We start from the raw sequence: 16,765 nt of genomic DNA, 5'->3' as shown, positions 1-16,765 counted from the left end.
GGGATCATAGCAGGGATCGATTACAGAATGAACTTGGCCAGATCGGCTTTTTTCGCCAGAGCCCCGACCCGTTCATTGACCATGGCGGCGGTGATGGCGATTTCGGTGCCGGGGCTTTGATCGGGAGCGGTAAAGCTGATCTCTTCCAGCAGCCGTTCCAGCACCGTGTGCAGACGCCGGGCGCCGATGTTTTCCACCGACCGGTTGATCTCGGCGGCCAGATCGGCGATGGCCGCGATGGCGCCGTCCTCGAATTTCAACAAAACCTCTTCGGTACCCAACAGCGCCACGTATTGCTTGATCAGGCTGGCTTCCGGCTCGGTCAGGATGCGGACGAAATCATCCCGGGTCAGCGCCTGCAACTCGACCCGGATGGGCAGGCGGCCTTGCAACTCGGGCAGCAGGTCGCTGGGCTTGGCCAGATGGAAGGCGCCACTGGCGATGAACAGGATATGGTCGGTCTTGACGTTGCCGTGCTTGGTCGACACCGTGGTGCCCTCGATCAACGGCAGCAGGTCGCGTTGCACCCCTTCGCGGCTGACATCGCCGCCGACGTGATGTTCGCTGGAACGGGCGCAAATCTTGTCGATTTCGTCCAAGAAGACGATGCCGTGATTTTCCACCGCCCAGATGGCGTCCTTGACCACCGCGTCCTGATCGAGAAGCTTGTCGGATTCCTCCGCCAGCAAGGCGGCCAGGGCATCGGGGACGCTCATTTTACGCGGCTTGGTGCGACCGCCGCCGAAGGCCTTGCCCAGCATGTCGGACAGATTGATCATGCCGACCTGACTGCCCGGCATGCCGGGGATGTCGAAGCTGGGCATGGCGCCGGCGCCGCTATCGGCCACCTGGATTTCCACCTCGCGCCCATCCAACGCCCCTTCACGCAGCATCTTGCGGAATTTCTGCCTGGTGTCGGCGCTGGCGGTTTCACCCACCAGCACATCCAGCAGCCGTTCCTCCGCCGCCAGTTCGGCCTTGGGCACCACTTGCTTGCGCAGGCGCTCGCGCATCATGCCGATGGCGATTTCCACCAGATCGCGGACGATCTGTTCGACATCGCGACCGACATAGCCCACCTCGGTGAACTTGGTCGCCTCGACCTTCAGGAACGGCGCCTGGGCGAGACGGGACAGCCGCCGCGCGATCTCGGTCTTGCCGACGCCGGTGGGGCCGATCATCAGAATGTTCTTGGGCAACACCTCTTCGCGCAGGGCATCGGGCAATTGCTGGCGGCGCCAGCGGTTGCGCAAGGCGATGGCGACGGCGCGCTTGGCGTCGTTCTGGCCGACGATGAAGCGATCCAGTTCGGAAACGATCTCACGCGGGGAAAAGGCGCTGGCGCTCATGGCTTACAGGCTTTCGATGATGACGTTGCTGTTGGTGTAGACGCAAATCTCGGCGGCGACCGCCATGGATTTGCGCACGATCTGCTCGGCGTCCACCTCCATGTCGATCAGCGCCCGCGCCGCCGCCAGGGCGTAATTGCCGCCCGAGCCGATGCCGATGATGCCGTCGCTGGGTTCCAGCACGTCGCCCTGGCCGGTGAGGACCAGCGACACCTCTTTGTCGGCCACCGCCATCATCGCTTCCAGCCGACGCAAGTACCGATCGGTGCGCCAATCCTTGGCCAGCTCGACGCAGGCGCGGGTCAATTGGCCGGGATGCTTTTCCAGCTTGCCTTCCAGCCGCTCCAAAAGCGTGAAGGCGTCGGCGGTGGCGCCGGCGAAACCGACCAGGATGTCGTTGTTGGCGCCGATGCGCCGCACCTTGCGGGCATTGGCCTTGATCACCGTCTGGCCCAAGCTGACCTGACCGTCGCCGGCGATGACCACGCGACCGTTCTTGCGCACCGACAAAATGGTGGTGCCGTGCCAGGAGGGAAGATTTTCGGACATGACGCATCCATCAACAGAGGAAATCGGGCGGATCATAGCCCATATGGGAGGAAATGACGAAAAGGGAAGTCTGGTGCGTTTGCGCCATTCCTGATATCTGAAAGGTCTTATCCCTGGGAGATTTTCCATGCGCAAAGCCAGCGTCGAGCGCAAGACCAACGAAACCAGCATCGAGATCGCCGTCAATCTGGACGGCAAGGGCGTCTATACCGTTGATACCGGCATCGGCTTCCTCGATCACATGCTGGAGCAATTGTCGCGCCATTCGTTGATCGACCTGGACGTCAAGGCCGATGGCGACCTGCACATCGACGCCCACCACACCACCGAGGATAGCGGCATCGCCATCGGCACCGCCATCGCCAAGGCGTTGGGCGAGCGCAAGGGCATCACCCGTTACGGCCACGCCTATATCCCCATGGACGAAACCCTGGCCCGCGTCGCCATCGACCTGTCCAACCGCCCCTATCTGGTGTGGAAGGTGGATTTCCGCCGCGACAAGCTGGGCGACATGGACACCGAATTGTTCAAGGAATGGTTCCAGGCCTTCGCCCAGGCCGCTGGCGCCACGCTTCACGTGGAATGCCTGTACGGCGACAACAACCACCACATCATCGAGGCCTGCTTCAAGGCGCTGGCCCGTGCCCTGCGGGTGGCCATCGAGATCGACCCGCGCAAGGCCGATGCGGTGCCGTCGACCAAGGGTGTGCTGGGGGGGTCGCTCTGACATGCTGGTGGCCATCGTCGATTACGGCTCGGGCAATTTGCGTTCCGCCGCCAAGGCGTTCGAGCGCGTCGCCCAGGAACAGAACCTTGATGCCCGGATCATCGTCACCGCCGAGGCCGAGCAGATCCTGAAGGCCGACCGCATCGTCCTGCCCGGCGTCGGCGCCTTCGGCGATTGCCGGGCCGGCCTGGACGCCCTGCCCGGCATGGTCGAGGCCATGACCGAACAGGTCATCCATAAGGGTCGCCCGTTCATGGGCATCTGCGTCGGCATGCAATTGATGGCCAGTTTGGGGCGCGAACACGGCACCCATGCCGGCCTGGACTGGATCAAGGGCGAGGTGGTGGCCATCACCCCGTCCGATCCGGCGTTGAAGGTGCCGCATATGGGCTGGAACGAACTGGCCTGGGTGCCGGGCTCGCATCCGCTGCTGGAGGATCTGGGCGACAACCCGCACGCCTATTTCGTCCATTCCTATCGCTTTCACTGCGCCGACGCCCGCCATCAATTGGCCCGGGTGTCCTATGGCGGGCCGATCACCGCCGTCATCGGCCGCGACAACTTGGTCGGCACCCAATTCCACCCGGAAAAAAGCCAGGCCACCGGTCTTAAGGTGATCGCCAATTTCCTGCGCTGGAAGCCGTAACAAGGGTTTTCGGCGGGAAAGCGCAGGACCGTGTGAATATGTCCGCTCCCTTTACCGTCACTCCCGCGCAGGCGGGAGTCCAGAGGGTGCACCACCTTTTCCACGACTCCTGGATACCCGCCTGCGCGGGTATGACGGGACAGGTAGAGTTTTCCCCAGGCTGGCCGTGGGCCATTTTTGAAATCAAGATCCCGGAGCACCGCCCATGTCCCCGTCTTCTCCTGAGCAAAGCTTCTGGAACCAGGGCCGGGTGCGGGTGATCGCCGAGGCCGGGTCCAATTGGCGTATGGGCACGCCCAAGCGCGACCGCGCCATGGCCCGCGCCCTGATCGACGCGGCGGTCGCGGCCAGGGCCGATTTCGTCAAGTTCCAGACCTATCGCCCGGAAACCGTCTATGTCGCCAATGCCGGCCAAAGCGATTATCTGGCCGATGCCGGGGTGAAGGAAGACATCGCCGACATCTTCGCCGATCTGGCCATGCCTTACGACATGTTGGCCGAACTGGCCGAATATTGCCGAACCAACGGCATCGGCTTCATGTCGACCGGGTTTTCGGTGGCCGATGTCCTGGCCATCGACCCCCATGTGGACGTGCACAAGATCGCCTCCTACGAGCTGTCGCACATCCGTCTGATCGATCTGGCGGCCAAGACCGGCAAGCCGTTGGTGCTGTCCACCGGGGCGGCGACCGAAGCCGACATCGCCTGGGCCGTCGACCGCTTCCACGCCCAGGGCGGCCGCGATCTGTGCCTGTTGCAATGCACCGCCAAATATCCGGCGCCGCTTTCTTCCATCGACGTCGCCACCATCGATTGGCTGCGTGACCGTTTCCACGTCGCCGCCGGCCTGTCCGACCATTCCCGCGATGCCATTACCGCCCCGGTGGCGGCGGTGATCCGGGGGGCACGCGTGGTCGAGAAACACTTCACCTTGCACAACGCCCTGCCCGGCCCCGACCACCCGTTTGCCCTGACCGCCGCCGAGTTGACCCAGATGGTCGGCAAAATCCGCGAGGCCGAGCAGGTACTGGGCAGCGGCATCAAGACGATCAAGCCGGAAGAAACCGAACTGGCCGCCTTTGCCCGTCGCGGTATCCAGGCCATCCGCTCCATCCAACCCGGCGACGTCCTGATCGAGGATGTCAACATCGCCATCCTGCGTCCGGGCAAGCAGAGCTTGGGCCTCCATCCCCGCTTCATCGAGGAGATGGCGGGCAAGAAAGCCACCCGCGCCATCGCCGCCGGCCAAGGCGTGCAGGCGGGCGACTGGGAATAGGTCTTTGCGCCCGCGCCCCGGGCTTGCTAGTTTGCGCGTTCACCTTTCTGACTTTTGCGAGCCTCTCCATGATCCTGTTTCCCGCCATCGACCTGAAAGACGGCAATTGCGTGCGCCTGAAGCTGGGGCTGATGGAAGAGGCTACGGTGTTCAACACCGATCCCGGCGCCCAGGCCAAGGCCTTCGCCGATGCCGGTGCCCAGTGGATTCACGTGGTCGACCTTAACGGCGCCTTCGCCGGCAAGCCGGTCAACGGAGCGGCGGTGGAAAGCATTCTGGCGGCGGTGGATGTGCCGGTGCAATTGGGCGGCGGCATCCGCGACATGGCCACCATCGAGATGTGGCTGCAAAAGGGCGTGTCCCGCGTCATCTTGGGCACGGTGGCGTTGCGCAATCCGCAGTTGGTCAAGGACGCCTGCAAGCGCTTTCCCGGTCGCGTCGCCGTCGGCATCGACGCCAAGGGCGGCAAGGTGGCGGTGGAAGGCTGGGCCGAGACCTCGGACCTGACCGTTCTCGATCTGGCCTTGAAGTTCGAGGATGCCGGCGTCGCCGCCATCATCTACACCGACATCGACCGCGACGGCGTGCTGGCCGGCCCCAATACCCAAGCCACCGCTGCCCTGGCCCAGGCCATTTCCACCCCGGTCATCGCCAGCGGCGGGGTGTCGTCGCTGGACGATCTGAAGGCGTTGAAGGCCGTCGCCGGCTCAGGCATCGCCGGGGTGATCTCGGGTCGGGCCATCTATGACGGACGCATCGACGTGGCCGAGGCCATCAAGCTGCTGGCGGAGTAACATCCATGCTGAAGATGCGTGTCATCCCCTGCCTTGACGTCAAGGACGGCCGCGTGGTCAAGGGCGTCAACTTCGTTGACCTGATCGATGCCGGTGACCCGGTGGAACAGGCCAAGATCTATGATAAGGCCGGCGCCGACGAGTTGACCTTTCTCGACATCACCGCCAGTTCCGACAACCGCGACACCATCTACGACGTGGTCGGCCGCACCGCCGAGGCCTGTTTCATGCCCTTGACCGTGGGCGGCGGTGTCCGCCAGGTGGAAGACATCCGCAAGCTGTTGCTGGCCGGGGCCGACAAGGTGTCCATCAACACCGCCGCCGTGCATCGCCCCGAATTCGTGCGCGAGGCGGCGGAAAAATTCGGCAGCCAATGCATCGTCGTCGCCATCGACGCCAAACAGGTGGGCGACGGCAAGTTCGAGATCTTCACCCATGGCGGGCGCAATCCTACCGGCATCGACGCGGTGCAATGGGCCCGGCGCATGGTCGAATACGGCGCCGGTGAAATCCTGCTGACCAGCATGGACCGTGACGGCACCAAGCAGGGTTTCAACATCCCGCTGACCCGCGCCGTTGCCGATGCGGTGACCGTACCGGTGATCGCATCCGGTGGCGTCGGCACTCTGGAGCATCTGGTGGAGGGCATCCGCGACGGCCACGCCACCGCCGTGCTGGCCGCCTCCATCTTCCATTTCGGCACCTACACCATCGCCGAGGCCAAGGCCCACATGGCCGCCGCCGGCATCCCGGTGCGCCCGGTCTGACGGAGAACACACCGATGGCACAGACACTGATCTCCGAGGAATACCGGGCCATGCAGCAAAAACTGCATGAAAACCCCAATTACGGCGTCGCCTCGCTGGAATTCGCGCCGCTGGTCGCCGATGTCATGGTCAAGCTCAAGCTTACCCAGGTGCTGGATTACGGCGCCGGCAAGGGCCGGCTGGGCCAGGAACTGAACCGCCTGCTGCCCTTCGCCCCGCAAATCCACCACTATGACCCGGCCATCCCGCAATGGTCGGCGGAGCCGGCGCCGTGTGATCTGGTCACCTGCATCGACGTGCTCGAACATATCGAGCCTGAATTGCTGGACAATGTGCTCGACCATCTGGGCCGGCTGGTCCGTCGCTTCGGCGTTTTCACCGTCCACACCGGACCGGCGGTCAAAGTGTTGGCCGATGGCCGCAACGCCCATCTGATCCAACAGGACGAACGCTGGTGGCTGCCGCGCTTCTTGCAGCGCTTCAACCTGATTTCCTATAACCGTACCCAGATGGGATTCTGGATTTTGGTGGAAAAGCCGCGCGCATGAGCCAGCACGTTCTCGACCAATTGTTCCAGGTGATCGAAGGCCGCAAGGGCGCCGACCCGGATTCGTCCTATACCGCCAAGCTGTTCGCCAAGGGCCGCAAGAAGATCGCCCAGAAGGTGGGTGAGGAAGGGCTGGAAACCGCCATCGCCGCCGTCGCCGAAACCCCCGCCGACATCACCGCTGAAAGCGCCGATCTGCTGTATCACCTGCTGGTGCTGTGGGCCGATGCCGGCATCGATCCGGCGGATGTCTGGGCCGAACTGGCCCGGCGCCAAGGCATTTCCGGCATTGCCGAAAAGAACTCCCGCCCCAAATGAGGTTTGACCATGGCTTATGACAGCAACAACGTCTTCGCCAAGATCCTGCGTGGCGAAATCCCGTGCAAGAAGGTGCACGAGGACGAATACACCCTGGCCTTCCACGACATCGCGCCGCAAGCGCCGGTGCATGTGCTGGTCATCCCCAAGGGCGCCTATACCTCCATGGATGATTTCACCGCCCAGGCGTCGGATGCGGAAATCGCCGGCTTGTTCCGCGCCGTGACCAAGGTGGCCGAGATGGTCGGCGTCAAGGATGACGGCTGGCGCCTGCTGTCCAATATCGGCGCCAATGGCGGCCAGGAAGTGCCGCATCTGCACGTGCACATCTTCGGCGGTCGCCGTCTGGGCCGCATGGTGCCGAAGGAATAGGCGTCAGGGCTGTTTTTGTCCGCGTTCCCACGCTTCCAGCACCAACAGCGCCCACACTTTCAGCGAATGATCGCGCCGCCCGCCCTGGTGTTCAGCCAGCAGGCGGGCGATGGCGGTCCAGTCCAGGCCCAGTTCTCCCATGCGGGCACGGGTCAACCGCTCGGCCACCATGGTGGCAAGATCGGTCTTCAGCCACACCCCCATGGGTGGATTGAAGCCCAGCTTGGGCCGATCGATGATGTGGCTGGGCAACAAACGCCGCGCCACCTGTTTCAGGATCGCCTTCTTGCCGCCGGCGAAGCGGGTCGCCGCCGCCATGCGGCCAACACAGTCGATCAAGCGATGATCAAGGAAGGGGTGGCGTAGTTCGAGCGCCACCGCCATGCTCATGGCATCGCCGTAAGACAGCAGATTGCCCGGCAGGAACGACAGCAGATCGGTCTGCTGCATGGCGTCCAGGGCCGAGGCCGACGGCGCCTGCCGGTACAGATCGGCGATGGGGCGCGAGGGCAGAGTCTCCAGGCCCAGCATGGCTTGACGTTCTTCGGGATCGAAATATTCCACCCAGGACGCATACATCTGATCGGCGGGCAAGGTACCGGCGGACAGGAACTCGCGCGCCCGGCGCCAGGCGTGACGGCCCGAGGTGCTTTCCGGGATCAGTTGCGCCGCCGTGCCGGCCAAAGCCCGAAGCGGGCCGGGCAGCAGCCGGCGATAGCGTTCGGCCAGCAGGCCGCCGTGATGGCGGGGATAGCCGGCGAAGACCTCGTCGCCGCCATCGCCGACCAGGGCCACCTTCAGGTGCTGGCGGGCGCTGGTGGACAGATCGTGGATCAACAGCGCGGTGGGATTGCCGAACGGCTCACCGAAGGCGCGGACCATGTCGTCGAGTAGATCGGTGACAACGGGGCGCGCCGGCAATTCGGTATGGATGGTACCCACATGCTCGGCCACCGCCCGGGCGGCGACCCGTTCATCATAGGCCGGCTCGTCGAAGGTCATGGTGAAGCTGCGTACCGGCGGCGCCCCGCTTTCCTTGGCGGCACGGCTCATCAGTGCGGCGATCACCGACGAATCGATGCCGCCCGACAAAAAGCACCCGACCTCGACATCGGCGACCATGCGCAGGCGCACGGCGCTGTCCAACAGCGGCAGCACCTCTTCCGCCGCCTCGTCCAGGCTGATGGATCGCTCGCCGGTATAGGCCGGCGCCCAATAGCTGCCGGTGGTAATGGCGCCGTCTTTCCATTCCAGCCAATGGCCGGGCAGTAATTTACGGATACCGGCATGCAAGGTGCGCGGCGCCGGCACGTACAAGCAGGCGAGATATTCCGACAGCGCCTGCCGGTCCAGGCCCAGATCCAGGCCGGGCTGGCGGCGCAGGGTGTCGATTTCCGAGGCGAAAGCGATGCCGCCATCGGGCAGGCTGGCCCACACCAGCGGCTTGACCCCCAGCCGGTCGCGCACCAGCAACAGCGACTGGTCGCGGCGGTCCCACAGGGCCAGGGCGAACATGCCGATCAGCTTATCCAGGCCGTGCTTGCCGCCACGCATCAACAGCCGCAGCAGCACCTCGGTATCGCTGGTCGAGCTGAAATGCTCGCCCACCACTTCAAGCTCGGCCCGCAAGTGGTGGTGATTGTAAATCTCGCCGTTGAAGGCGATGACCCAGCGCCCGCACGGACTGACCATGGGCTGGGCGCCGCCGGGGGTCAGGTCGATGATGGCCAGCCGGGCATGGGCCAAACCCACCCCGTTCTCATGCCAGATGGCCTGGGCGTCGGGGCCGCGATGGGCCATGGCGGCATTCATGGCGCGCAGCAGATCGGGATTGGTGCGGGTGGAACCGGCGATGCCGCACATGGATCAGGACTCCGGGTTCAGGCGATAGCCGCCGGCTTCGGTCAACAACAGACTGGCCTGGGACGGGTCGGCCTCGATCTTCTGGCGCAGGCGGTAGATATGGGTTTCCAGCGTGTGGGTGGAGATATCGTTGCCATAGCCCCACACCCGGGCCAGCAACTCATCACGTCCGACCACACTGCCGGCGGCCAAAAGATGGGCCAGGATGGCGGTTTCCTTGTCGGTCAGCCGCACCTTGTCGCCGGCTTTTTCCAAGAGACGCGCCGCTTGGTCGAAGCGCCAGGGGCCGATATGGACCGGCGGCACCACCTCGGCCAAGGCCTGGGCGATGGCCGCGACCAAGGCGCCCATGCGCACCGGCTTGGTCAGGGTCACTTGCGGCAAGGGGCAATCGGGCACCGGCGCGCTGCTCAGAACCACTTGAAAATCCTGGATATCGCCTTGGTCGTCGGCCTGATAGCCGGCCTGTTCCAGCACCTCGACCAGAATCTGGCGGATGGCGGGATCGTCGTCGATGACCAGGATACGCGGGCGGAAAGTCAAATCTGGGTCCATTGCGGCACGGCAAAGCAGAGCCATCTATAATACAGATGCCACACCCTGGGAAATGGCGGTTCGCCAACTCTTTTGCCCGAACGGGAAAAGGGCTATGGTGCCAGCCCACTTCGCGGCCCTAGAATTCGGAAAGCATGACCACCCCGTTGGACACCACCCCCGGCCCGACCCAACCGGCCCCCGCCCCGCTGATCGCCGTTGATCGCGCCGTGGCCGAGTTGCGCCGGGGCGCCGTCATCGCCGTGCGCGGTGCCGACCGCCGCGTGGTTTATGTGCTGGCGGCCGAGGCGGCGACCCCCGATTCCCTGGCCAACCTGACTACTCTGGCCGGGGCCAAGCCGTTTCTGGTGCTGACCGGGCGTCGCGTCGGCGTGCTGGATCTGGCCCCGGCACAGCCCGGCGCCATGCGTCTGGACATGGCCAGCGGCCTTACCGCCGAGGCCTGCGCCTGGCTGGCCGACCCGGTGGTGCGCGACGTCGCCCGCCCCGACACCAGTACCCTGACTTTGACACCGCTGGCCGATGATTGCGCCGCCGCCGCCTCGGTCGCCCTGGCCAAGCTGGCCCGCTTGCTGCCCGCCACCGTCGCTGCCGTGCCACCCGCCGGCGCCCTGCTGCTGCAAGGGGTACTGGTGGTCGAGGCCGCCGATATCGCCGCCTATCCGCTCAACGCCGCCCGCTCGCTCAGACTGGTGTCGCAGGCGCGGGTGCCGCTGTTGGGGGCGGAAAACGCTCGCATCGCCTCGTTCCGCCCTGCCGATGGCGGCATCGAGCATCTGGCCATCATCATCGGCGACCCCGATGGCGAGCAGCCGGTGTTGACCCGGCTGCATTCCGAATGCTTCACCGGCGATCTGCTGGGCTCGTTGCGCTGCGATTGCGGCGACCAGTTGCGCGGCGCCATCGCCGAGATCGGTCAGGCCGGCGCCGGCATTCTGCTGTATCTGTCGCAGGAAGGCCGCGGCATCGGGCTGGTCAACAAATTGCGGGCCTATGAACTGCAAGACGGCGGTTTCGACACCCTGGACGCCAATCTGCAACTGGGTTTCGACGACGACGAGCGCATCTATCACCCCGCCGCCCGCATGCTGGCCCTGCTGGGGGTCAAATCGGTGCGGCTGTTGACCAACAACCCGCGCAAGGTCGACGCCTTGGCCGCCCATGGCGTGGTGGTGGCCGAGCGGGTACCCCATATCTTCCCGTCCAACGGCCACAACCAGAATTATCTGCATACCAAGGCCACCCGTAGCGGCCATATGTTCTAGGCCATCGGCAGAAACTGCCCGGCCAGACTTGCCCGTCCGAAATAAAACTCAATGCTTTCAATGCACTCTTAATTGGCATTGGCCTTGCACATAAGGTTAGGCCAATTCAGAGGTGCGCCATGTCCGTTTCCGCCGCCAGTTCGGGATATACCGATCCCAACCAGTTCGTTCCCACTTTCGCCAGTGAGAACGCGACGCGGGCGATCGAGCAAAAGCAGAAAGACGCCAAGCACCTGACCGTCTTCGCCGAAGGTGATGACGAACCCAGTTTCTGGGATCTTTTGGACGTCATCAATCCGTTGCAGCACATCCCGGTGGTCAACACCCTTTATCAGGAACTGACCGGCGACAAGATCGGCGTGGGCGCGCGTCTGGCCGGCGGCACCTTGTTCGGCGGTGTCATTGGTTTGGCCGCCTCGGCCATCGGCTGCATCATCGAGGAAGAGACCGGCGACGACATCGGCGGCCATGTCATGGCCCTGTTCAAGGACGACGAGCCAGCGTCACAAGTGGCCGCGCAACAACCGCCCGACGTCCCAGCCAAGACCGCCCAGGCCGAAACCAAGGCCGAGACGACCACCGCCCAGGCTGCGGCCCTGCCGGCCATCGCCTTGCCCGAGGCCACGGTACCGACACAGGCCAATGCCGCTCCCATGATGTTCAGCGCCGACGGCTTGGTGGCGCCGCAAGCCGCCGCCGCGGCCCCGGTCAATGCTATGGCCGCCGCCAAACCCTTTGCCTTGAACAGCGCCAACAGCCAAGCCCGCTATATGCCCGCCCCCAACCGCATCGCCCATCAGGCCGAGCAGGGACCGCCGCCGGTGACCGTGCCGGTGTCCAACGGCAGCAGCCGCTCCAATGTGCCGGTCACCGGGCGCGATCCGGCGGCCGGGCGCGGCCCCGATCCGGTGGCCGTGCAAAAAGCCATGAGCCAGCAAGGCATTGCCAGCGGCACCGCCCACCCCATGTTGGGGGGGGCACCATCGCCGGTTCCGCTGGCGCCGTCGTCACCCGCCGGCAGCAGCACCGATTGGGTCCAGGCCATGAACCAGGCACTGAACAAGTATGAAAAGGCCGGCAACTTGGCGTCCCGCCCGGAAAAACCGGTTTCGGTGCAATAAATCATGGACATCATGGTGCATGGCCATGGCCGCCTGATCTGGGATGGCCAGGATTATGAGTGTCGGCTGGGCCGTTCCGGCCTGATGCTCGACAAGCGTGAAGGCGATGGCGCCACGCCCATCGGCGTCTGGCCCGTCCGTGCCGTGCTGTACCGGCCCGACCGGGTTGCACGGCCGGAAACCGCCCTGCCGGTGCGCCCCATCGATGCCGACGATGGCTGGTGCGACGACCCGGCCCATGGTGATTACAACCGCCCGGTCCGGCTGCCGCACCCGGCATCGTGCGAGAAAATGTGGCGCGACGACCATCTGTACGACGTCGTCGTCGTGCTGGGCCACAACGACGCACCCCCCGTCGCCGGCTTGGGCAGCGCCATCTTCCTGCATGTGGCCGATCCCGACGGTAAGCCGACCCAAGGCTGCATCGCCCTGGCCCTGCCCGATCTGTTGACCATGCTGAAAACCTGCCGTCCCGGTGACCGCCTAGTGGTGGTCGCGCTGCCCGAACAGGGCTGAGCCCACCCGTATATGGGTGGCGCCGCAGGCGATGGCGGCGGGGAAATCACCGCTCATGCCCATGCTGATCTCGACCAAGCCCAAGCCTTTGGCGAGTTCAGCCAAGCGGCGGAAATGCGGCACCGGGTCGCCCTCCGCCGGCGGAATGCACATCAGGCCGCTGATGGTCAGGCCATATTCACGCCGGCACAGATCGACCAAAGCCGCCGTCTGATCGGGATCAATGCCGGCTTTTTGGGCTTCGCGTCCGATATTGACCTGAACCAGACAGCGTGGGCCGTGACCCAGGCGCTGGATTTCATCGGCGACGACCCGGGCCAGCTTGGGCCGGTCGATGGTTTCGATGACGTCGAACAAGGCCACCGCGTCACGCACCTTGTTGGTCTGCAACGGCCCGATCAGATGCAGCTCGGTCTGGGGAAAATCCTGCTTCAGCGCCGGCCATTTGGTCTTGGCCTCCTGCACCCGGTTTTCGCCGAACACCCGTAATCCTGCCTGTAAAAACGGGCGGATGGCGTCGGAATCATGGGTTTTCGACACCGCCACCAGCGTCACCGCACCGGGCGCCCGCCCGGCCTCGCGTTCCGCCTGATCCATGGCGGCGCGCAGGACGGCAAGGGTGCGGGGGGCATCGGACATGGCGGCAAACTCCTGTACACTTGGGGCCATGACCCTAGCAGAGCCGCGCCCGCACCACAATTCAGCCGCCCACCGCATCCCGCGGCTGGTCCTGCTGACCGATGAGCAGCGCCTGCCCGATCCGTTGCCGGCCATCGCCCGCCTGCCCGCCGGCAGCGCCGTCATCCTGCGCCATCACGACTGGCCAGAGCGGCGCCAACTGGCCCACTCGGTCGTCCGTCTGTGCCGACAAAAGCGGCTGATCCTGCTGGTGGCCAATGACTGGCGCCTAGCGGCTGAAATCGGGGCCGATGGCGTCCATCTGGCCGAGGGACTGGCCCGCCATGGCCTGACCGCGTCCTGTCGGCTGTGGCGCCGACGCCATGGCGCCTTGCTGTCGGTGGCCGCCCATTCCGCCCTGGCGCTGGGACGAGCAGCGCGTCTTGGCGCCGATTTCTGCCTGCTATCGCAGGCCTTTCCCAGCCGATCGCATCCCGGCAAGCCAGCGCTCGGCCCCGTCCGCTTCGCCATCCTGGCACAGTCCAGCCGGTTGCCCGTCATCGCCCTGGGCGGCGTCAACCGCCAGTCCTGGGGCCGCCTGCCCAAATTCTGTGCCCATGGCTGGGCCGCCATCGATGGGCTTTGGCCATCCAAATGAAAAAGGGCGACCCAAAGGCCGCCCTCTCCCAAAACAAATCCTTGCGGTTCGATTAGAACTGCAGGGACAGACCGGTCATGACCGACCAACCTTCGTTGTGGTTGGCATCGGCATTGGTGGTCTTGGCCGACTCGTCGTCATATTCGGCGTGACCGACGGTGGCCAGTAGATCGACGCCGGCACCCATGTTGTACTTGCCCGACACCTGGTAGACGGTGACTTCGTCCTGGCCATTGGCGACCAGACCTTCAGCGACCGAGTTGAAGTAGGTGAAGCTGATGGCGTAGGGGCCGGTTTCGTACATCAGACCGATGTCCCAAGCGTAACCGTCGTTGGAAGCAACGCCACCGGCGCCGCCGGCAACCGGGGCCGAGCCCATGTTGTCCTTGATGTCACGATAGGAACCACCCAGGGTGAAGCCAGCGTAGGACAACTGGGTACCCAGGCTCCATTCCTGCGAACGGTCGGTGGCGGCGGCGATGTCATAGGTGACATAACCGGCCGAAGCCTTGACGCCGACATCGAACACCTTGCCGGCATACATGGCGGCAACGCCGTAGATTTCGGCGGCTTGGTTGGCAGTGCCCGGAGTGCCGGTCCCCCAGACATTCTGGTTGTCTTCGGTGGCGTTCGGAATATAGGAACCACCAACGGTGAAGCCGTAGAAGGACGGAGCCACATAGGTGATCTTTTCGGCTTCGGCATCGGTGTCGATTTCGGTGGTCACCTTGCTGGTGACCGCAGACGGACGGGCAATCGCCAGACCACCGGTCAGGATACCGTCAGCGCCGGTATTGCCGGCGGCATCGGGAGCCATGGTGTGCATCAGCACGGTGCCGTTGGATTCGGTACCGACGATGACCTTACCGAAGCCGCCGCTGATGTAGACGTAGGACTTATCGATCTGGTCACCAGTGGTGTTGGTGCTGTCGGTGTTGCCGCCGGCTTCCAGCTCGATGTTGATGCCGACTTCCAGGCCGTTGTCCAGCTTGGTCGAACCCGAGAACCAAATCTCGTTGTCGCCCTTGACGTCAACGCTGTTGGCGCTGCCCTGACCGGCGGTGGCGTTGTTGATGCCGGCTTCAAAGCTGTCGTCCTGCCAGGCGCCGACAACCCACCACTTGGAATAGCCACCCAGGCCCAACTTGATCTTTTCGGAAGCCGAAGCCGAACCGGCGGTGATCATGCCAGCGGCAACCAGCGCAGTGCTGGCAACGAGAATCTTCTTCATGAGTGTCCCTCAATCTTTCAGTATGACCGAAATATAAGCAGCGCCAGGGCCGCCTAATTTCAAGGCATGCTATTGCAGCGCCCCCTAGGGGTCAATCCACCGATTGAGCGATCAGGAATCTCGTCGAGCGATGTGGCAAAAACGCAACAATTGCACCATCACGAAAAAAGCCCCTGCCTTACGGCAGGGGCTTCCTCGATGACCAGGATGGGCTAACCCATCCCGTATCGCGGCAATTAGAACTGCAGCGACAGACCGGTCATGACGGTCCAACCTTCGTTGTGGTTGGCATCGGCAGCGGTGGTCTTGGCGGACTCATCGTCGTATTCGATGTGACCGATCGAGGCCAGCACGTCAACGCCGGCACCCATGTTGTACTTACCCGACAGCTGGTAGGCGGTGATTTCGTCGTCATCAACGGTCGTGGTCAGGCCGTTGACCTTGGAGTTGAAGTAGGCCAGCGACACGGCATACGGGCCGGTGGCGTACTGCAGACCAACGTCCCAGCCGTAGCCGGAAGCGGTGTTGGCGTTGGCAACGCTGTTGACGCCGCCGTTGGCATTCTGGCTCACGTCACGATACGAACCACCCAGGGTGAAGCCAGCGTAGGACAGCTGGGTACCGAAGGCCACTTCCTGCGAACGAGCAGTGGCCTGAGCGATGTCATAGGTGACCCAACCGGCCGAAACCTTGACGCCGACGCCACCGAAGGTGTTGGCGTACAGAGCGCCGACGCCATAGATTTCAGCGGCTTGGTTGTCGGTGCCGGGAGTACCGGTGCCCCAGACGTTCTGGTTGTCTTCGGTGGCGTTCGGGACGTAGGTGGCACCCAGGGTCAGGCCGTAGAAGGCCGGAGCGACATAGGTGATCTTTTCAGCGTCGCCGTCGGTCAGGATGGCGGTGGTGTTGCCGCCCGGCAGGGTGCTGACAGCGCTCGGACGAGCGACGGCCAGGTTGCCCATCATCACGCCGCCTTCGTTCCAGTTGCCAGCGGCATCCGGAGCGGTGACGTGCAGCAGGTAGGTGCCGTTGTTTTCGGTACCGACGATGACCTTACCGAAGCCACCCGAAATCCAGACGTAGGATTCGTCGATGGTGTCACCGGTGGTGTTGGTGGTGTCGGTGGTGCCACCAGCGCGCAGCTGCATGTCGATACCGACCTGCAGGCCGTTGTCCAGGGTGGTCGAACCACCGAACCAGACTTCGTTTTCGCCCTTGACGTCGACCGAGTTGGCGTCGCCCTGACCAGCGGTGGTGTTGTTGATGCCGTCGGTGAACGAATCGTCCTGCCAAGCGCCGACAACCCACCACTTGGAGTAGCCGCCCAGGTTCAGCTTGATCTTTTCCGAAGCAGCGGCCGAACCGGCGGTGATCATGCCAGCGGCAACCAGCGCGGTGCTGGCAACGAGAATCTTCTTCATGTGAACTCCTCTCTAGGTATCCGTGGAACCGGCCTTCAACCGGCCACGACATTCCGTATGAACGAACATGACGGATAGGGCCATGTCACCCCCCCGACCGTCAAGCGCGACGAACCACACCTGTGACGTTCCCTCCGCACTGTGTTCTGGATGCAACACTTTTGTTCGCAGC

At 64.1% G+C, this 16,765-nt stretch carries 19 protein-coding genes; 12 read left to right on the top strand and 7 right to left on the bottom strand.

The features are described 5' to 3' along the window. Positions 1 to 20 precede the first annotated feature (20 nt). The gene (hslU, locus tag MGMSRV2_RS17170; protein WP_024081641.1) at positions 21 to 1,349 is read right to left on the bottom strand and encodes an ATP-dependent protease ATPase subunit HslU; all 1,329 of its coding nucleotides are present in this window, start codon (positions 1,347 to 1,349) and stop codon (positions 21 to 23) included. 3 nt (positions 1,350 to 1,352) lie between these two features. Beyond that, complete coding sequence (gene hslV, locus MGMSRV2_RS17165; RefSeq protein ID WP_024081640.1) at positions 1,353 to 1,898, bottom strand: ATP-dependent protease subunit HslV; 546 nt, start codon at positions 1,896 to 1,898, stop codon at positions 1,353 to 1,355. 127 nt (positions 1,899 to 2,025) lie between these two features. Here hslV and hisB point away from each other — a divergent pair, with 127 nt between their 5' ends. From hisB to MGMSRV2_RS17125, 8 genes are all read left to right on the top strand, one after another. Continuing rightward, positions 2,026 to 2,625, top strand: coding sequence for an imidazoleglycerol-phosphate dehydratase HisB (hisB, locus tag MGMSRV2_RS17160; protein WP_024081639.1), 600 nt, complete (start codon positions 2,026 to 2,028; stop codon positions 2,623 to 2,625). A 1-nt stretch (position 2,626) separates the two neighbouring features. After that, entirely contained in the window at positions 2,627 to 3,271 is a 645-nt protein-coding gene (gene hisH / locus MGMSRV2_RS17155) for an imidazole glycerol phosphate synthase subunit HisH (RefSeq protein ID WP_024081638.1), read from the top strand. Positions 3,272 to 3,476: 205 nt separating this feature from the next. Next, on the top strand, positions 3,477 to 4,547 hold the full coding sequence (locus tag MGMSRV2_RS17150) for an N-acetylneuraminate synthase family protein (RefSeq protein ID WP_024081637.1): 1,071 nt from the start codon (positions 3,477 to 3,479) through the stop codon (positions 4,545 to 4,547). Between the two features lie 68 nt (positions 4,548 to 4,615). After that, complete coding sequence (gene hisA / locus MGMSRV2_RS17145; protein ID WP_024081636.1) at positions 4,616 to 5,341, top strand: 1-(5-phosphoribosyl)-5-[(5-phosphoribosylamino)methylideneamino]imidazole-4-carboxamide isomerase; 726 nt, start codon at positions 4,616 to 4,618, stop codon at positions 5,339 to 5,341. 5 nt (positions 5,342 to 5,346) lie between these two features. After that, entirely contained in the window at positions 5,347 to 6,108 is a 762-nt protein-coding gene (gene hisF, locus MGMSRV2_RS17140) for an imidazole glycerol phosphate synthase subunit HisF (protein WP_024081635.1), read from the top strand. A gap of 14 nt (positions 6,109 to 6,122) precedes the next feature. Beyond that, positions 6,123 to 6,656 carry a methyltransferase domain-containing protein gene (locus MGMSRV2_RS17135; protein ID WP_024081634.1) on the top strand — a complete coding sequence of 178 codons (534 nt, stop codon included), beginning with the start codon at positions 6,123 to 6,125 and terminating at the stop codon, positions 6,654 to 6,656. Next, the gene (locus tag MGMSRV2_RS17130; protein WP_024081633.1) at positions 6,653 to 6,973 is read left to right on the top strand and encodes a phosphoribosyl-ATP diphosphatase; all 321 of its coding nucleotides are present in this window, start codon (positions 6,653 to 6,655) and stop codon (positions 6,971 to 6,973) included. Before MGMSRV2_RS17135 ends, MGMSRV2_RS17130 begins: the two co-directional genes overlap by 4 nt. A 9-nt stretch (positions 6,974 to 6,982) precedes the next feature. Then, complete coding sequence (locus MGMSRV2_RS17125) at positions 6,983 to 7,345, top strand: histidine triad nucleotide-binding protein (RefSeq protein ID WP_024081632.1); 363 nt, start codon at positions 6,983 to 6,985, stop codon at positions 7,343 to 7,345. A 3-nt stretch (positions 7,346 to 7,348) separates the two neighbouring features. Here the strand turns inward: MGMSRV2_RS17125 and asnB are convergent, their stop codons facing one another. Both asnB and MGMSRV2_RS17115 read right to left on the bottom strand, forming a co-directional pair. After that, positions 7,349 to 9,208, bottom strand: a complete 1,860-nt coding sequence (gene asnB, locus MGMSRV2_RS17120; RefSeq protein ID WP_024081631.1) for an asparagine synthase (glutamine-hydrolyzing) — start codon at positions 9,206 to 9,208, stop codon at positions 7,349 to 7,351. Between the two features lie 3 nt (positions 9,209 to 9,211). Next, entirely contained in the window at positions 9,212 to 9,751 is a 540-nt protein-coding gene (locus tag MGMSRV2_RS17115) for a winged helix-turn-helix transcriptional regulator (RefSeq protein ID WP_197538542.1), read from the bottom strand. Between the two features lie 146 nt (positions 9,752 to 9,897). Here MGMSRV2_RS17115 and ribA point away from each other — a divergent pair, with 146 nt between their 5' ends. The 3 genes from ribA (at position 9,898) to MGMSRV2_RS17100 (ending at position 12,665) form a co-directional block, all read left to right on the top strand. After that, on the top strand, positions 9,898 to 11,028 hold the full coding sequence (ribA, locus tag MGMSRV2_RS17110) for a GTP cyclohydrolase II (RefSeq protein WP_024081629.1): 1,131 nt from the start codon (positions 9,898 to 9,900) through the stop codon (positions 11,026 to 11,028). A 119-nt stretch (positions 11,029 to 11,147) separates the two neighbouring features. After that, on the top strand, positions 11,148 to 12,149 hold the full coding sequence (locus tag MGMSRV2_RS17105; protein WP_024081628.1) for a hypothetical protein: 1,002 nt from the start codon (positions 11,148 to 11,150) through the stop codon (positions 12,147 to 12,149). A 3-nt stretch (positions 12,150 to 12,152) separates the two neighbouring features. Then, positions 12,153 to 12,665 carry a L,D-transpeptidase family protein gene (locus tag MGMSRV2_RS17100; RefSeq protein ID WP_024081627.1) on the top strand — a complete coding sequence of 171 codons (513 nt, stop codon included), beginning with the start codon at positions 12,153 to 12,155 and terminating at the stop codon, positions 12,663 to 12,665. Here MGMSRV2_RS17100 and MGMSRV2_RS17095 read toward each other — a convergent pair. Beyond that, positions 12,633 to 13,304: a YggS family pyridoxal phosphate-dependent enzyme gene (locus MGMSRV2_RS17095; RefSeq protein WP_024081626.1), complete on the bottom strand. Its 672-nt coding sequence runs from the start codon at positions 13,302 to 13,304 to the stop codon at positions 12,633 to 12,635. The genes MGMSRV2_RS17100 and MGMSRV2_RS17095 overlap by 33 nt on opposite strands. Positions 13,305 to 13,332: 28 nt before the next feature. Between MGMSRV2_RS17095 and MGMSRV2_RS17090 the strand changes: the two genes are divergently transcribed. Beyond that, a complete protein-coding gene (locus MGMSRV2_RS17090) occupies positions 13,333 to 13,941 on the top strand; it encodes a thiamine phosphate synthase (RefSeq protein ID WP_024081625.1) in 609 nt (202 codons plus the stop codon). Positions 13,942 to 13,993: 52 nt separating this feature from the next. Here the strand turns inward: MGMSRV2_RS17090 and MGMSRV2_RS17085 are convergent, their stop codons facing one another. Beyond that, positions 13,994 to 15,172 carry a porin gene (locus tag MGMSRV2_RS17085; RefSeq protein WP_024081624.1) on the bottom strand — a complete coding sequence of 393 codons (1,179 nt, stop codon included), beginning with the start codon at positions 15,170 to 15,172 and terminating at the stop codon, positions 13,994 to 13,996. 236 nt (positions 15,173 to 15,408) lie between these two features. Beyond that, positions 15,409 to 16,593, bottom strand: coding sequence for a porin (locus tag MGMSRV2_RS17080; protein ID WP_024081623.1), 1,185 nt, complete (start codon positions 16,591 to 16,593; stop codon positions 15,409 to 15,411). Positions 16,594 to 16,765: the final 172 nt, after the last annotated feature.

Origin of the sequence: Magnetospirillum gryphiswaldense MSR-1 v2 (assembly GCF_000513295.1) — a bacterium.
Classification (GTDB): Bacteria; Pseudomonadota; Alphaproteobacteria; order Rhodospirillales; family Magnetospirillaceae; genus Magnetospirillum; species Magnetospirillum gryphiswaldense.
This window is presented reverse-complemented; position numbering and strand designations above follow the sequence as displayed.

What these genes read in the sequence shown, in the direction of transcription:
- ribA (WP_024081629.1), top strand. Translation starts at nt 9,898, where the DNA reads ATGACCACCCCGTTGGACACCACCCCCGGCCCGACCCAACCGGCCCCC.
- MGMSRV2_RS17150 (WP_024081637.1), top strand. Translation starts at nt 3,477, where the DNA reads ATGTCCCCGTCTTCTCCTGAGCAAAGCTTCTGGAACCAGGGCCGGGTG.
- hisB (WP_024081639.1), top strand. Translation starts at nt 2,026, where the DNA reads ATGCGCAAAGCCAGCGTCGAGCGCAAGACCAACGAAACCAGCATCGAG.
- MGMSRV2_RS17095 (WP_024081626.1), bottom strand. Translation starts at nt 13,304, where the DNA reads ATGTCCGATGCCCCCCGCACCCTTGCCGTCCTGCGCGCCGCCATGGAT.
- hslU (WP_024081641.1), bottom strand. Translation starts at nt 1,349, where the DNA reads ATGAGCGCCAGCGCCTTTTCCCCGCGTGAGATCGTTTCCGAACTGGAT.
- hslV (WP_024081640.1), bottom strand. Translation starts at nt 1,898, where the DNA reads ATGTCCGAAAATCTTCCCTCCTGGCACGGCACCACCATTTTGTCGGTG.
- MGMSRV2_RS17105 (WP_024081628.1), top strand. Translation starts at nt 11,148, where the DNA reads ATGTCCGTTTCCGCCGCCAGTTCGGGATATACCGATCCCAACCAGTTC.
- asnB (WP_024081631.1), bottom strand. Translation starts at nt 9,208, where the DNA reads ATGTGCGGCATCGCCGGTTCCACCCGCACCAATCCCGATCTGCTGCGC.
- MGMSRV2_RS17125 (WP_024081632.1), top strand. Translation starts at nt 6,983, where the DNA reads ATGGCTTATGACAGCAACAACGTCTTCGCCAAGATCCTGCGTGGCGAA.
- hisF (WP_024081635.1), top strand. Translation starts at nt 5,347, where the DNA reads ATGCTGAAGATGCGTGTCATCCCCTGCCTTGACGTCAAGGACGGCCGC.
- hisA (WP_024081636.1), top strand. Translation starts at nt 4,616, where the DNA reads ATGATCCTGTTTCCCGCCATCGACCTGAAAGACGGCAATTGCGTGCGC.
- MGMSRV2_RS17100 (WP_024081627.1), top strand. Translation starts at nt 12,153, where the DNA reads ATGGACATCATGGTGCATGGCCATGGCCGCCTGATCTGGGATGGCCAG.
- MGMSRV2_RS17085 (WP_024081624.1), bottom strand. Translation starts at nt 15,172, where the DNA reads ATGAAGAAGATTCTCGTTGCCAGCACTGCGCTGGTTGCCGCTGGCATG.
- MGMSRV2_RS17135 (WP_024081634.1), top strand. Translation starts at nt 6,123, where the DNA reads ATGGCACAGACACTGATCTCCGAGGAATACCGGGCCATGCAGCAAAAA.
- MGMSRV2_RS17080 (WP_024081623.1), bottom strand. Translation starts at nt 16,593, where the DNA reads ATGAAGAAGATTCTCGTTGCCAGCACCGCGCTGGTTGCCGCTGGCATG.
- hisH (WP_024081638.1), top strand. Translation starts at nt 2,627, where the DNA reads ATGCTGGTGGCCATCGTCGATTACGGCTCGGGCAATTTGCGTTCCGCC.
- MGMSRV2_RS17090 (WP_024081625.1), top strand. Translation starts at nt 13,333, where the DNA reads ATGACCCTAGCAGAGCCGCGCCCGCACCACAATTCAGCCGCCCACCGC.
- MGMSRV2_RS17130 (WP_024081633.1), top strand. Translation starts at nt 6,653, where the DNA reads ATGAGCCAGCACGTTCTCGACCAATTGTTCCAGGTGATCGAAGGCCGC.